The sequence below is a fragment of the Variovorax sp. GW821-FHT09A10 genome (assembly GCF_059418385.1).
On record NZ_JBWKPT010000001.1, the window covers coordinates 1,365,551 to 1,377,875 of the forward strand.

A 12,325-nucleotide genomic window follows, 5' to 3' on the forward strand; every position below is an offset into this window, starting at 1 on the left:
CTGCTCAGCGCCGCATCGTGTCCAGCTGCGTGACCGGCGCGGCGTTGTTGCCCCACGACCCGCGGATGTAGGTGAGCACCTCGGCCACCTCGGTGGCGTCGAGCGCGTGCCCGAACGGCGGCATGCCGTAGGGGCGCGGGTTGCCGGCCGTCGCGGGCAGGAAGCCGCCGTGCGCGACCACCTGGATCAGGTTGGTGGGCCGCGCCATCGTCACCGCGCGGTTGCCCGCGAGCGGCGGGTAGGCGCCGGCCGCGCCCTGGCCCTGGTCGCCGTGGCAGTAGGCGCAGCGCTGGTCGTAGATCTTCGCGCCGCGCACCATCGCGCCGGCGTCGCGCCGCACCGGCGCGGCGGGGGCCTTGGTTGCTTCGGGGGCGTCCTGCTTCACGGCCTCGGGCAGGTCCTTGAGGTAGATCGCCATGGCGCCCAGGTCGGCGTCGCTCAGGTACTGCGTGCTGCGGAACACGACGTCGGCCATCGGGCCCATCACCGAGCCGCGCGGGGCGGTGCCGGACTTGAGCAGCGCCACGACATCGGCCGCGGGCCAGTCGGCCACGCCGGCTTCGTGCGGATCGGCCAGCGAGGGCGCGTACCAGTTCTCCACCGCGATCAGGCCGCCCGAGAGCCCCAGCTTGGTTTCTGTGGCGCCCAGCGAGTTGCGGCTGCCGTGGCAGGCGATGCAGTGGCCCAGCCCGCCCACGAGGTAGGCGCCGCGGTTCCATTCGGCCGGCTTGTTCGCGTTGGCCACGAAGGGCTGCGGCTTGAACGAGAGCGCGCGCCACACCGCGAGCGCGGCCTGTGTGTCGTACGGGAAGCGCAGCCGGTGCGCCTGGTTTTCCGTGGCGGCCGGCGCCACGCTGCGCAGGTAGGCGTAGAGGGCGTCGGAGTCTTCGCGCGTGACCTGCGTGAAGTTCGGGTACGGGAAGGCCGGGTACAGCAGGCGCCCATCCTTGCTGCGGCCGTTGTGCATGGCACGCCAGAAATGCGCGCTGCTCCAGCCGCCGATGCCGTGCGTCGCATCGGGCGTGAGGTTGGTCGCGTAGATGGTGCCGAAGGGCGTTTCGAGCGGCACGCCGCCCGCATAGGGCTGGCCGCCGCGCGTGGTGTGGCAGCCGGCGCAGTTGCCCGCCAGCGCGAGGTAGCGCCCGCGCTCGACGAGTTGCGGCGTGGCCTCGAAGGCTTCGGCACGTTCGGGCAGCGGGTCTTCGCCGCGCAGGTTCAGCGCCAGCACGACGCCGGCCAACACGGCCGCCAGGGTGACCAGGCCCAGCAGGGCCCAGCCGAAATGTCTCAATCGCGCGGTCATCGGGTTCTCAGGGTTTCGCTGCGGTCGGCATGCCGCCGCAGGTCACGGGCAGCGGTGCGGGCAGCGAGGCCACCGGGCGGGTGTCGGCCGGCATCGGCTGCACGGCCAGCCAGCTGGCCACGGCGTTGATGTCGGCGGTGGTCATGCGCTGGCCGATCTGCGCCATGCAGTCGGGCGCGGGCGCATGGCGCTCCTTGGTGAGCCAGGCGCCCAGCTGCGACGACACATACAGCCGCGGCAGGCCCAGCAGGCCCGGAATGGCCGGCTGCACGCCCGTGAGCGCGGCGCCGTGGCACTGCACGCAGGCCGGGATCTGGCGCGCGGCGTCGCCTTCGAGCGCCAGCTGCCGGCCGCGCCGCAGCTGCTCGGGCGAGGCGTCGCTCTGCGGCGAGACCGCCGCGTACGGCAGCGACAGGTTGGCGAAGTAGTCGGCCATCTCGCGCAGGTAGTCGTCCGACAGGTGCTGGACCATGTAGGTCATGTCGCTGTTGAAGCGGCGCCCGTCGCGAAAACTCACGAGCTGGTTGAACAGGTAGCCCGCCGGCTTGCCGGCCAGGCGCGGGAAGAAACCGGCGTTGGTGGTGGCGCCCTCGCGCCCGTGGCAGGCGATGCAGGCGGCCACGCGCTGCTCGATGGTGTCGGGCACGGTGGTGGTGGCAGCTTGCGCGGCGATGGGCGCGAGCGGCAACAGCAGCGCCAGGGCCAGCGCTGCCCGGTGGAGCAACGCCTTCATCACGTGCCTGCCGCGAAATGCGCCAGGGCCAGCAGGCCCGCGATCAGCAGCAGGGCCATGCACAGCCCCACGCCGATCAGCGGCAGGATGCCCAGCTGGGCGGTCCGCTTGTCGGCGTCGGCCCGGCGGCCGCCCAGCCCGATGAAGCTCCAGAGTACGGCGCGCACCGCGCGCATCAGATTGAACATGGGTCCACTGTCGCGCAAACGGGTCAAAAAAAACAGATGCAGATCCAGCTCGATTCACCATATCAGATTAGAGTCCCCGCGAATGACAACGGCCCACCGATGAAGCCCCGATGAAACGCTACGAAGCCCTGGCCTCGGACATCGAGGCCTCGATCCGCAACGGCACCCTCAAGACCGGCGACCGCCTGCCCTCCGTGCGCCACACGGGCAGCAGCCGCGGCGTGAGCGCCTCCACCGTGTTCCAAGCCTACTACCTGCTGGAGGCGCGCGGGCTGGTGCGCGCGCGCGACCGCTCGGGCTACTACGTGGCCGGCGGCGGCCTGCGCGACGCGCCGCCCGAGACCACCCTGACCTCGCGCCCCGCCGAAGGCCCGCGCGCGCTCGAGGTGAGCGACCAGGTGTTCGACATCCTCGAAGCCAGCATGTCGCGCCAGGTCGTGCCCTTCGGCTCGGCCTTCCCGAGCCCGCTGCTGTTTCCGCTGGCACGGCTGGGCCAGTTCATGGCGGCCAGCGCCAAGTCGCTCGACCCCTGGCGCACCGTGGACGACCTCACGCCCGGCAGCGCCGCCCTGCGCCGGCAGATCGCGCTGCGCTACCTGGCCGACGGCCTGCCGGTGCCGGCCGAGGAGATCGTGGTCACCAACGGCGCGCTCGAGGCGCTCAACCTGTGCCTCTCGGCCGTGACGCGGCCGGGCGACGCGGTGATCGTCGAGTCGCCCACCTTCTATGCCGCGCTGCAGGCGCTCGAGCGCATGGGCCTGCGCGCCATCGAGGTGCCGACGCACCCCGGCGAAGGCATCGACCTCGACGCGCTGGCGCAGGCCATCGCCGCGCACAAGCCGACCGCCTGCTGGCTCATGACCACCTTCCAGAACCCGCTGGGCAGCCTGATGCCCGACGCGAAGAAGAAGGCGCTGGTCGAACTGCTCGCGCGCCACGAACTGCCGCTGATCGAGGACGACGTGTACGCCGAGCTCTACTTCGGCGAGCGCCGACCGCCGCCGGCCAAGGCCTTCGACACGCAGGGGCTGGTGCTGCACTGCTCGTCGTTCTCCAAGAGCCTCGCGCCCGGCTACCGCATCGGCTGGGCCTCGGCCGGGCGCTTCGCGCGCAAGGTGGCGCGCCAGAAGCTCACGACCACGCTCAGCACCTCGGTGCCCGCGCAGCTGGCGCTGGCCGACTACCTCGAGAAGGGCGGCTTCGACAAGCACCTGCGCAAGCTGCGCCAGACGCTGGCGATGCAGCAGGCCAGCTTCACGCAGGCCGTGGGCCATTACTTTCCGGCCGGCACGCGCGCCACGCGGCCGCTGGGCGGGTATTTCCTGTGGGTGGAATTGCCAGCGCAGGTGGATGCGCTGGAGATCCATCGCCTGGCGCTGGAGCGCGGCATCAGCGTGGCACCCGGGCCGATCTTCTCGGCCACGCGTGCGTTCTCGAACTGCTTGCGGCTGAACTACGGCCACGCGTGGGACGCGCACAGCGAACAGGCCCTGCAGACGCTGGGGCGGCTGGTGGCAGAAGAAGCGAGCTGAAACGACAACGCCCGCCGAAGGGGCGGGCGTTGTGCGGGCATGTCGACCTACTCTTGCGGTTCCAGCGCCACCGGTGCCGGCGCCCCGTTCTTCTTGCGCGCCTGCAGCACGAACGCCACCAGCTGCCACAGCACGAAGACCGCGATCAGCCCCAGCAGCGTGCCGCTGATGGGCCGCGACACGAAGGTGCCGAAGCTGCCGCGACTCAGCAGCATCGCGCGGCGGAAGTTCTCCTCGAGCATCGGCCCGAGGATGAAGCCCAGCATGAGCGGCGCGGCGTCGAGCTCCAGCCGCATGAACATGTAGCCCATGAAGCCGAACGCGGCGGTGATGAACACGTCCTGCAGGTTGTTGTTCACGCTGTAGGTGCCGATGCAGCAGAAGAACAAAATCGACGGGAACAGCACGCTGTACGGGATCTTGAACACCGAGAGCCAGTAGCGCACCAGCGGCACGTTCAGCACCAGCAGGAACACGTTGCCGATCCACATGCTGGCCACCAGGCCCCAGAACAGCTCGGGGTGGCTGGCGATCATGTTCGGGCCCGGCTGGATGCCCTTGATGATGAAGGCCGCCAGCATCAGCGCCATGACCGCGTTCTCGGGAATGCCGATGCTCATGAGCGGAATGAAGCTCGTGCGCGCCGCCGCTTCGTCGGCTGCGGCCTGGCCGGCCACGCCTTCGATGCAGCCGGTGCCGATCTCGTGCTTGTACTTGCTGACCTTCTTGTCCAGCGCATACGCCGCGAACTGCGCAATGGTCGGGCCGCCGCCGGGCAGGATGCCCAGGATGGAGCCGACCACGCTGCCGCGCAAGGCGCTCGGAATGATCCGCTTGAACTCCGCCCAGGTCGGAATGAGGTTGATCTTGCCGTTGAAGGGCGAGCGCTCCTCGCGCGAGTCGAGGTTCTTCGTGATCTCGGCGATGCCGAAGCAGCCCAGCGCAATGCTCACGATGCCCACGCCGTCGGTCAGGAACGGCATGTCCATCGTGAAGCGCGCCATGCCGCTGTTCACGTCGGTGCCGATGGTGCCCAGCAGCACGCCGATCATGCACATCGCCAGCCCGTTCAGCAGGCTGCCCGTGGTCACGAAGCTCACGCACACGAAGCCCACCAGCATCATCGCGACGTAGTCCGCCGGGCCGAACAGGAAGGCCACCTCGCCCAGCGTCGGCGCCAGGAACGACAGCACCAGGATCGCGACCGTGCCGCCGATGAAGCTGGAGAAGCCGGCCGTGAACAGCGCCAGCCCTGTCTGGCCCTTGAGCGTCATCGCGTAGCCGTCGATGCAGGCCACGATGCTGCTGGCGTGCGGGATCTTCATCGTGATCGCGCTCACGCTGTCGCCGTACTGCGCACCGTAGTAGATGCCGGCCAGCATGATCAGCGCGCCGGTGGTGGGAATCGAGTACGTCAGCGGCAGCAGCAGGCTGATGGTGGCCAGCGGGCCCAGGCCCGGCAGCAGGCCGACCAGCGTGCCGACCGTGCAGCCGATGGCGCAGTACATCAGGTTGTGGAGTGTCAGGGCGTGCGAGAAACCGAACGCCAGGTTGTTCAAAACTTCCGTCATGGTCGTGACCTCAGAAAAGCGGCAGGTTCAGGCCGAGCAGCTTCTGCAGCGCCAGCGCCATGGCGATCAGGCCCGCCGAGATCTTCACGTTGCGCACCCACGAGTTGGAGCTGCCCGCGAAGGCCGAACAGAACACCATGAAGACGATGCCCGCGATCATGTTCACGTACATCGAGATCAGCGCGAACCCGCACAGGCTCGACAGGATGAGGCCGATGTTCTTGAAGTTCAGGTTCAGCGCCACCGGCGCCACCACGAACGACCGGACCACGGTGGCCACGCCGATCAGCAGCAGCAGGCTGCTCACCATCACGGGGAACAGGCCCGGCCCCGCCCGGCTGAAGTCGCCGATGGGATAGCTCAGCGCGGTCAGGCCGAAGCCCAGCGCGATCGCCATGAGGAACAGACCTCTGACAAGGTTTCTATTTTTCATTCATACGCTCACGTAATGTTGTGATTCGAATGCGCCCGCGACCGGTGGAACGGGCGCGGGCGTGTCTCCGCCCGGAGGGAAGTTCCGGACGGATCGATGCTCTTTTCGCAAGCTGATCGGAATCTGACGCGGGCGCGAGGGGAACTACGTACCGGGTGGGCGAGTGGTGCGCGCGGGCGGGTCACAATGCGCGGGGCCGCCTCCCGCAGCGAGGCAGCACACCGATGAAGCGCCTGCCCCGAGGCGCCCCCGAGAAGCCCCCGCGAGATGACGCACGTGATTCAGATGACCCTCGACGACCGCTCCCTCGACCTCGCGTCGCCGGGCGCATGGGCCTTGGCACTCGACCTGGTCCGGTCGACGTCCCGGTTCGAGTTGTGGGTCTGCCAGCCGGACGGCCCTTCGATGTGCATGCTGCGCAATGGCGAGAGCGCATGGCTCATGTACCTGCGGGAGCCGGGCGACAGCGGCTTCAGGTCGGTGGGCGACACGCACCGGCCGGGCGTGGAAGCCTTCACGCTGGGCAACGGACAGGTCGACGAGTACCCGCGCGCGTGGTGCATCGATGTCGCACGGTGCCTCCAGGCCCTCGTTGATTTCCGCGACCACAACGGCGCGCGGCCCGAAGGGGTCACATGGTGCGAAAGCTAGGCGGCGCGATCTTTCGCGGCCTCAGGCCGCCACCGCCACCCCACCCCGCCGCATCCGGCGCACCCTGAACAGCAGGAACGCCGCGATGCTCACGTTCACCAGGTTCCAGCCGATGCCGTTCAAAAAGGCCGCGTGGTAGCTGCCCGTCAGGTCGAACACCTTGCCCGACATCCAGCCGCCCAGCGCCATGCCGAACAGCGTGAACATCAGCACCGTGCCCACGCGCGCACCGGCTTCCTTCGGCGGGAAGTGCTCGCGCACGATGATCGCGTACGAGGGCACGATGCCGCCCTGGAACAGGCCGAACAGCGCCGAGATCACGTACAGCGGCACCAGCCCGTCGAAGGGCAGGAACAGCAGCAGCGCCACGCACTGCAACACGCCGCCCAGCATCAGCGTGCGCAGCCCGCCGATGCGGTCGCAGATGGCGCCCGACACCAGCCGGCTCACGATACCGAAGCCCAGCATCAGCGACAGCATCATCGCGCCCTGCGCCGGGCCGTAGCCCAGGTCGCCGCAGTAGGCCACGATGTGCACCTGCGGCATCGCCATGGCCACGCAGCAGGCCACGCCCGCCACGCACAGCAGGCCCTGCGCCGTGCCCATGCTCAGGCCGAAGGGCCGCGTCATGTCGCGCACCAGGGTGCTGCCGCCCGAGGCGTGCGACACCGGCGCCACCTCGGCCAGTGCCGGCGGCCGTGCGCGGAAGAACAGCGCGAGCAGCGCCATCGTCACGCCGCAGAAGATGCCCATGCCGATGTAGGTCTGGCGCCAGCCCACCTGCTCGACGAAGTGCTGCGCGATGGGCGGCCACACCGCGCCCGCGAGGTAGTTGCCGCTGGCGCACACCGCCACCGCGATGCCGCGCCGCTTGACGAACCACAGCGAGGTGTCGGCCACCAGCGGCGCAAAGGCCACCGAACTGCCGAGCAGGCCGACCAGCAGCGCCTGCGCGACGGTGAAGGACACGATGCCTTGCGACAGACCCGTGGCGATGTAGCCGGCGGCCAGGAAGACCGAGCCCATCAGCAGCGGCTTCATCACGCCGATGCGATCGGCCAGCTTGCCCATGAGCACGCCGCCGAAACCGAAGCCCAGCATCAGCAGCGTGTAGGGCATGGAGGCATCGGCGCGCGCCACGCCGAACTCGGCCTGCACGGCGGGCAGCATGACCGACACCACGTACATGCCGCTGCTGCCGACCGTCATGACCAGCAGCGTGAGCGCCAGGCGCACCATGGCGTAGCGCGAGTCGGGCTGGTGGACGATGGTTGTCGCTTGGGTCGTCTTCATTCTTCTTGTCTCCACGCGTGCATCGGGTGGCGCACGTCGTGTGGCATTCTCGCGGAAGGCCGCGCCGCCTGCTGCGTGCGCCCTCGAGCACCCGACGCATGCCAATTACCTACAGACAAGCCATTCCCGAAGACACGCCCGCGTGCCTCGACCTGCGCGGCCGCACGCGAGAGAACGCGTTCTCCGTCGACGAGTTGAAGGCGCTCGGCATCACCTTGGAGAGCTGGCAAGCCGGCATCGCCGACGGCTCCCTGCCCGGCTACGTGGCCCTCGTCGATGGCGTGCTGGCCGGTTACTGCTTCGGCGAGCGGGACACCGGCGAGATCGGCGTGCTGGCGCTGCTGCCTGCGTACGAAGGCCAGGGCATCGGCAAGGCGCTGCTCGCGCTGATGGTCGAGGAGTTCAAAGGGCTGGGCTTCCAGCGGCTCTTCCTGGGCTGCTCGCCCGACCCGCAGGTGCGCTCGCACGGGTTCTACCGGCACCTGGGCTGGAAGCCCACGGGCGAATTCGATGCAGCGGGCGATGAAGTGCTGGCGTACGTCCCGTCCTGAGACGTTCGCCGCGGCCGGTGCGCTGAACGCCCCGGCAGCCTCAGCCCACGCACGGCGCAGGCGCCATCATCACCACGACACTTGACGACAAGAAGGCCTTCGGCATCGGAGTGCCGGGCTTGCGCTTGCCGTCGCAGGCCGCGGTCAGCAGGCCGAGACAGAGCAGAAGAACAAAGGCTGTGCTTCGCATGCGGCGCATGCTAAGCCCGCGAAGTGGCGCGTCAAGTCGGACGGCAGCGCCAGCCACCGTCGGTAAAACGAGCTTTCTGCTTCAGCGCAAGAGGACTTCCGGCCGCTCGCCGGCCTGCAGGCGGCGTTCGATGTCTTCCAGCACGTTCGGCAGGTCGGCCACGCTGTCGATCACGTAGTGCGCGCCGGCGGCTTCCAGCTCGGCGGTGGCACGGGCGCGGCGGGCCTGCTGGCTGTCGGCGTCGAGCGCCTGCCACTCGGCCAGCGTCAGGCCGTTGACGTTGCCGCTGACCGACACACCGACGGCCCAGGTGCCGGCGTTGAGGCCTTCCTGCAGGCCCACGCCGGTGTCGTCGACCTTGACGACGGTGTGCGGCGGCCACACGCCGAGGTCGGCGAAGCAGCGGTACATCATGAGCGGCGACGGGCGCCCCGCCGCGAGGTCGCCGGCGCACACGAGGTTGTCGGGCTCGTAGCCGCCGGCTGCGGCGAGCGGCGTGACGACGTCCATGATCGGGCGGTTGTAGCCGGTGGTGGAGCCGATCTTCAGGCCGCGCTCGCGGGCTGCGTGGACGGCCTCGAGGGCGCCCGGAATGAAGTCGGTGTGGTCGCGCACGCTGGCCGCATTCATCGGTGTGAACACCTCGTACAGGCGGTCGACGTCGGCGTCGCTGAAGGCATGCCCGTGCCTGGCTTCCCACTGCGCGGCGATGCGCGGCTGCGTGCCCAGGGCCTTGATGTGGTCCCACTTGGCCATGCCCATCGGGGCGCGTGCCTCGTCGATGGTGATGTCGATGCCGAACTGCGCGAACAGCTTCACGAAGGCGCCCATCGGCGCGCAGGAACCGAAGTCGAGGATGGTGCCGGCCCAGTCGAAGACGACGGCTTGCAGCTTGGAATGGTGATGGGCGTTCATGGCGAAAAGGGAGGAAAGGTCAGGAAGGTGGCGGCGCTCACCACGCGTCGAACACGTCGGCGGCAATGCCGAAGCCCGTGCTCGCGCCGCTGCCGCTGGTGACCAGCACCACGCGCGTGGCGTCGTCGGGCGCGTCGATCACGCAGGGCGTGGTCTTGGACGACGGGTACACGCCGGTCCAGCGCTCGGTGACCTGCGCGGTCTCGAGGTTGAGCGTGCTGCGCAGGTGGCGCAGGATGAGCTGGTCGACCGCCTCGATGGCGAAGGGTTCGGGCGCGTCGCCGTAGTGGTGCGAATCGCCGACCACCAGCGAGCCGTCGGCGCTCTGCACGACGATAAGGTGGATGCCGTGGTCGAGCGAGGCGCGCTCTTCCTGCATCAGCCGCTCGCGCAGCGCCGCCGCTTCGGGCAAGCTGCTGTAGCCCTCGTAGCGGACCAGGCTCAGGTCGGTCATGACCGCGCCCGGCAGCCGAAAGCCCGCCTCGGGCTGCACGCGCAGCATCTGCAGGCGGCACAGCGTGAGGTCGTGCGTGGCGATGCGGCCGGCGAACAGGCCGTGCAATTCGGTGTTGGTGCAGACCACCACGCGCTCGCCGCGCAGGGTGCCGCGCGAGGTGCGCACGCGCGGGGTTTCGACCTCGTGCACCGTCTCGCCGAAGCGGAACACCACGCCGTGCACCTCGGCCAGCCAGCGCGCGAGCAGGCCGACGGCGGTGCGCGATTCGACGCGCAGCTCGTGCGGGCTGAACAGCACCGAGCGCGCCTGCGCGAGGTTGAGGCCGGGCGCGCGCTCCTGCGCGTCCACGGCGTCGATGAGCGCGCAGGCCTCGGCCATCGGCGTGCGCAGGAAGGCTTCGAGCACGGCATGCGCCTCGGGGCGGTAGGCCGCGAGCCAGAGGTGGCGGTGCACGATGTCGATGCCGGCCTGCGGCGCGATGGCCTGCCACACGTCGCGCGAATGCATGGCGCGGCGCCACATGTCGCCCGGCGCCTGGCCGGTGACGGTGATGAAGCCGAAGTTGCGGATCGAGGCGCCCAGGCACGCCGCATCGCGCTCGACCACGCACACGCGCAGGCCGCGTTGCGCGGCGGTGTAGGCATGGGCCAGGCCGACGATGCCGGCGCCGACCACGATCACGTCGAAGCTGTCGACGGACATGCTGGGGTTCATCAACGTTGTCTCCAGGCTTGCGTGCGCTTCAGCGCCCAGTGCCCGGCCAGCGCGAACAGGCCGCGGCCGACGGCGGCCGTGAGCATGATGAGCGAGGCCATGGCGGCGGCGGGTGCCACGTCGCCGGCATCGTCCATGTTGAGCACGGCGATGGCGGCCAGCGTGGTCTGCGGCGAATAGAGGAACACGACGGCCGACACGGTGGTCATCGCATTGACGAAGAAGTAGCCGGCCACGTTGAGCACGGTGGGCAGCGCCACCGGCAGGTGCACGCGCCACAGCGTGCGCCAGAACGGCACGCCCATCGATTCGGACACCAGCTCGTACTCGCGGTCGAGCTGGCGCAGCGCGGTGAGCGAGGTGAGGTGCGCCACCGAGAAGAAGTGCGCCACGGTGCAGATCACGAGGATCGCCATGCCGCCGTACAGGCCGTGCAGCGGGTTCGCGGCCGAGTTGAAGAAGAAGATGTAGCCCACGCCGAGCACGAGCCCCGGCACCGCCAGCGGCAGGTTGGCCAGCAGGTTCAGCAGCTCGCGCAGCAGGCCGAAGTGGCGCGGCTTCTCCACGAAGTAGGCCGACACGAAGGTGGCGAGCGCGCCCGCCACGGCCGCGCACAGCGCCAGGCGCAGCGAGTTGCCGTAGCTGCCCCAGCCGCCGCCGTCCATGTTGCTGAAGTCGTAGTTCTTCAGCGAGGGCGTGAGCTTGTAGGGCCAGTAGCTGGCGAGCGAGGCGAACACGGCCATGCCGATCATCACGACGATGGCGATGGCGGTGAGCGTGCAGAACACGAGCAGTGCACGGTCGCGTGATTTCACGGGCTCGGGTTGGTACGGCGTGGCGCGCGCCGACAGCGCGGCTGCCTGCTTGCGGCGCACGCGCCGCTCGACGAGGAACGACAACACGGCCGGAATCAGCAGCACGAGGCCGACCACCGCGCCCATCTGGAAGTTCTGCTGCCCGACCACCTGCTTGTAGATGTCGGTCGCGAGCACGCCGGTCTGGCCACCCACGACCTTGGGCACGCCGAAGTCGGTGATGACGAGCACGAACACGACCATCGCGGCCACGATGAGGCCGTAGCGCGACGAGGGCAACGTGACGGTGCGGAAGATGCGCCAGCGCGAGGCGCCCAGGGTCTGGGCGGCTTCGTACAGGCGACCGTCCGAGGTGGCCATGGCGGTGGTGAGGATCAGCAGCGCATGCGGCAGCGTCCAGAACACCGAGCCGAGCACGATGCCCAGCGGCCCGTAGATCGACAGGTCGCCCAGCAGCCCCTTGAACAGGCCCTGGTTGCCGAACAGGTAGATCAGGCTGATGGCCGGCAGCAGCGAGGGCGCCAGCAGCGGCATGAGCGCCACGGCGCGCAGCAGGCCCTTGGCGGGCATGCACGAGAGCGTGAGGCCGTAGGCGTACACGTAGGCGATGGCGGTGCACAGCACGGCGCTGATCACCGCGAGCAGCACGCTGTTGAAGGCCGACTGCACGAGCGCGGGGCTCTCGAGGTAGCGCGCGAAGTTGGTCAGGCCGACGAAGCTGCCGGCGCGGTCGTAGAAGCTCTGGCCGACCAGCGCGCCGACGGGGAGCGCGACGATCACGACGAGCAGCAGAACGACCAGAAGGACGGCGGCGCCGGTGAGCCAACGCTCGCGGTCGAAGTGCATCGTGCGCGGTCTCGCGATCGGGGCGAGGGCTTCGGAAGGGGTGCTCATGTTGTTGTTCTTTTGATGTCGTTGTTCGGGGCGTGTGCACAGGACACCGGGTACTCCCCTCCGCGAATGTCCCCCGGCCTGCGGC

General features: G+C 69.3%; 12 protein-coding genes. 3 read left to right on the forward strand and 9 right to left on the reverse strand.

Going from position 1 to position 12,325, the window contains the following annotated elements:
• Nucleotides 1-4 precede the first annotated feature (4 nt).
• From AC07Q9_RS06500 to AC07Q9_RS06510, 3 genes are read right to left on the reverse strand one after another with little or no spacing between them, the layout of a single operon-like run.
• Nucleotides 5-1,303: a c-type cytochrome gene (locus AC07Q9_RS06500; RefSeq protein WP_495308131.1), complete on the reverse strand. Its 1,299-nt coding sequence runs from the start codon at nt 1,301-1,303 to the stop codon at nt 5-7.
• Between the two features lie 7 nt (nt 1,304-1,310).
• Nucleotides 1,311-2,036, reverse strand: a complete 726-nt coding sequence (locus tag AC07Q9_RS06505; protein WP_495308132.1) for a c-type cytochrome — start codon at nt 2,034-2,036, stop codon at nt 1,311-1,313.
• Complete coding sequence (locus AC07Q9_RS06510; RefSeq protein ID WP_056573062.1) at nt 2,036-2,224, reverse strand: DUF2970 domain-containing protein; 189 nt, start codon at nt 2,222-2,224, stop codon at nt 2,036-2,038. The genes AC07Q9_RS06505 and AC07Q9_RS06510 overlap by 1 nt, the downstream gene beginning before the upstream one ends.
• A 110-nt stretch (nt 2,225-2,334) precedes the next feature.
• Between AC07Q9_RS06510 and AC07Q9_RS06515 the strand changes: the two genes are divergently transcribed.
• Nucleotides 2,335-3,756 carry an aminotransferase-like domain-containing protein gene (locus AC07Q9_RS06515; protein WP_495308134.1) on the forward strand — a complete coding sequence of 474 codons (1,422 nt, stop codon included), beginning with the start codon at nt 2,335-2,337 and terminating at the stop codon, nt 3,754-3,756.
• Nucleotides 3,757-3,803: 47 nt separating this feature from the next.
• On the opposite strand, the gene AC07Q9_RS06520 is transcribed toward AC07Q9_RS06515, so the two are convergent.
• Both AC07Q9_RS06520 and AC07Q9_RS06525 read right to left on the reverse strand, forming a co-directional pair.
• Complete coding sequence (locus AC07Q9_RS06520) at nt 3,804-5,327, reverse strand: tripartite tricarboxylate transporter permease (RefSeq protein WP_492679449.1); 1,524 nt, start codon at nt 5,325-5,327, stop codon at nt 3,804-3,806.
• A 10-nt stretch (nt 5,328-5,337) separates the two neighbouring features.
• On the reverse strand, nt 5,338-5,760 hold the full coding sequence (locus AC07Q9_RS06525; RefSeq protein ID WP_489059118.1) for a tripartite tricarboxylate transporter TctB family protein: 423 nt from the start codon (nt 5,758-5,760) through the stop codon (nt 5,338-5,340).
• A 267-nt stretch (nt 5,761-6,027) separates the two neighbouring features.
• Here AC07Q9_RS06525 and AC07Q9_RS06530 point away from each other — a divergent pair, with 267 nt between their 5' ends.
• Complete coding sequence (locus AC07Q9_RS06530; RefSeq protein ID WP_495308136.1) at nt 6,028-6,411, forward strand: Imm1 family immunity protein; 384 nt, start codon at nt 6,028-6,030, stop codon at nt 6,409-6,411.
• Nucleotides 6,412-6,432: 21 nt separating this feature from the next.
• Here AC07Q9_RS06530 and AC07Q9_RS06535 read toward each other — a convergent pair whose 3' ends face one another.
• Entirely contained in the window at nt 6,433-7,704 is a 1,272-nt protein-coding gene (locus AC07Q9_RS06535) for an MFS transporter (RefSeq protein WP_495308138.1), read from the reverse strand.
• A gap of 98 nt (nt 7,705-7,802) precedes the next feature.
• On the opposite strand from AC07Q9_RS06535, the gene AC07Q9_RS06540 reads away from it, so the two are divergent.
• On the forward strand, nt 7,803-8,255 hold the full coding sequence (locus AC07Q9_RS06540; RefSeq protein WP_495308140.1) for a GNAT family N-acetyltransferase: 453 nt from the start codon (nt 7,803-7,805) through the stop codon (nt 8,253-8,255).
• A gap of 271 nt (nt 8,256-8,526) precedes the next feature.
• On the opposite strand, the gene phnX is transcribed toward AC07Q9_RS06540, so the two are convergent.
• The 3 genes from phnX to AC07Q9_RS06555 are packed head-to-tail and all read right to left on the reverse strand — an operon-like array spanning nt 8,527 to nt 12,240.
• Entirely contained in the window at nt 8,527-9,360 is an 834-nt protein-coding gene (gene phnX / locus AC07Q9_RS06545; protein ID WP_495308142.1) for a phosphonoacetaldehyde hydrolase, read from the reverse strand.
• Between the two features lie 37 nt (nt 9,361-9,397).
• A complete protein-coding gene (locus AC07Q9_RS06550; RefSeq protein ID WP_495308144.1) occupies nt 9,398-10,531 on the reverse strand; it encodes a TIGR03364 family FAD-dependent oxidoreductase in 1,134 nt (377 codons plus the stop codon).
• Complete coding sequence (locus AC07Q9_RS06555; RefSeq protein ID WP_495308146.1) at nt 10,531-12,240, reverse strand: putative 2-aminoethylphosphonate ABC transporter permease subunit; 1,710 nt, start codon at nt 12,238-12,240, stop codon at nt 10,531-10,533. The genes AC07Q9_RS06550 and AC07Q9_RS06555 overlap by 1 nt, the downstream gene beginning before the upstream one ends.
• Between the last annotated feature and the right edge of the window lie 85 nt (nt 12,241-12,325).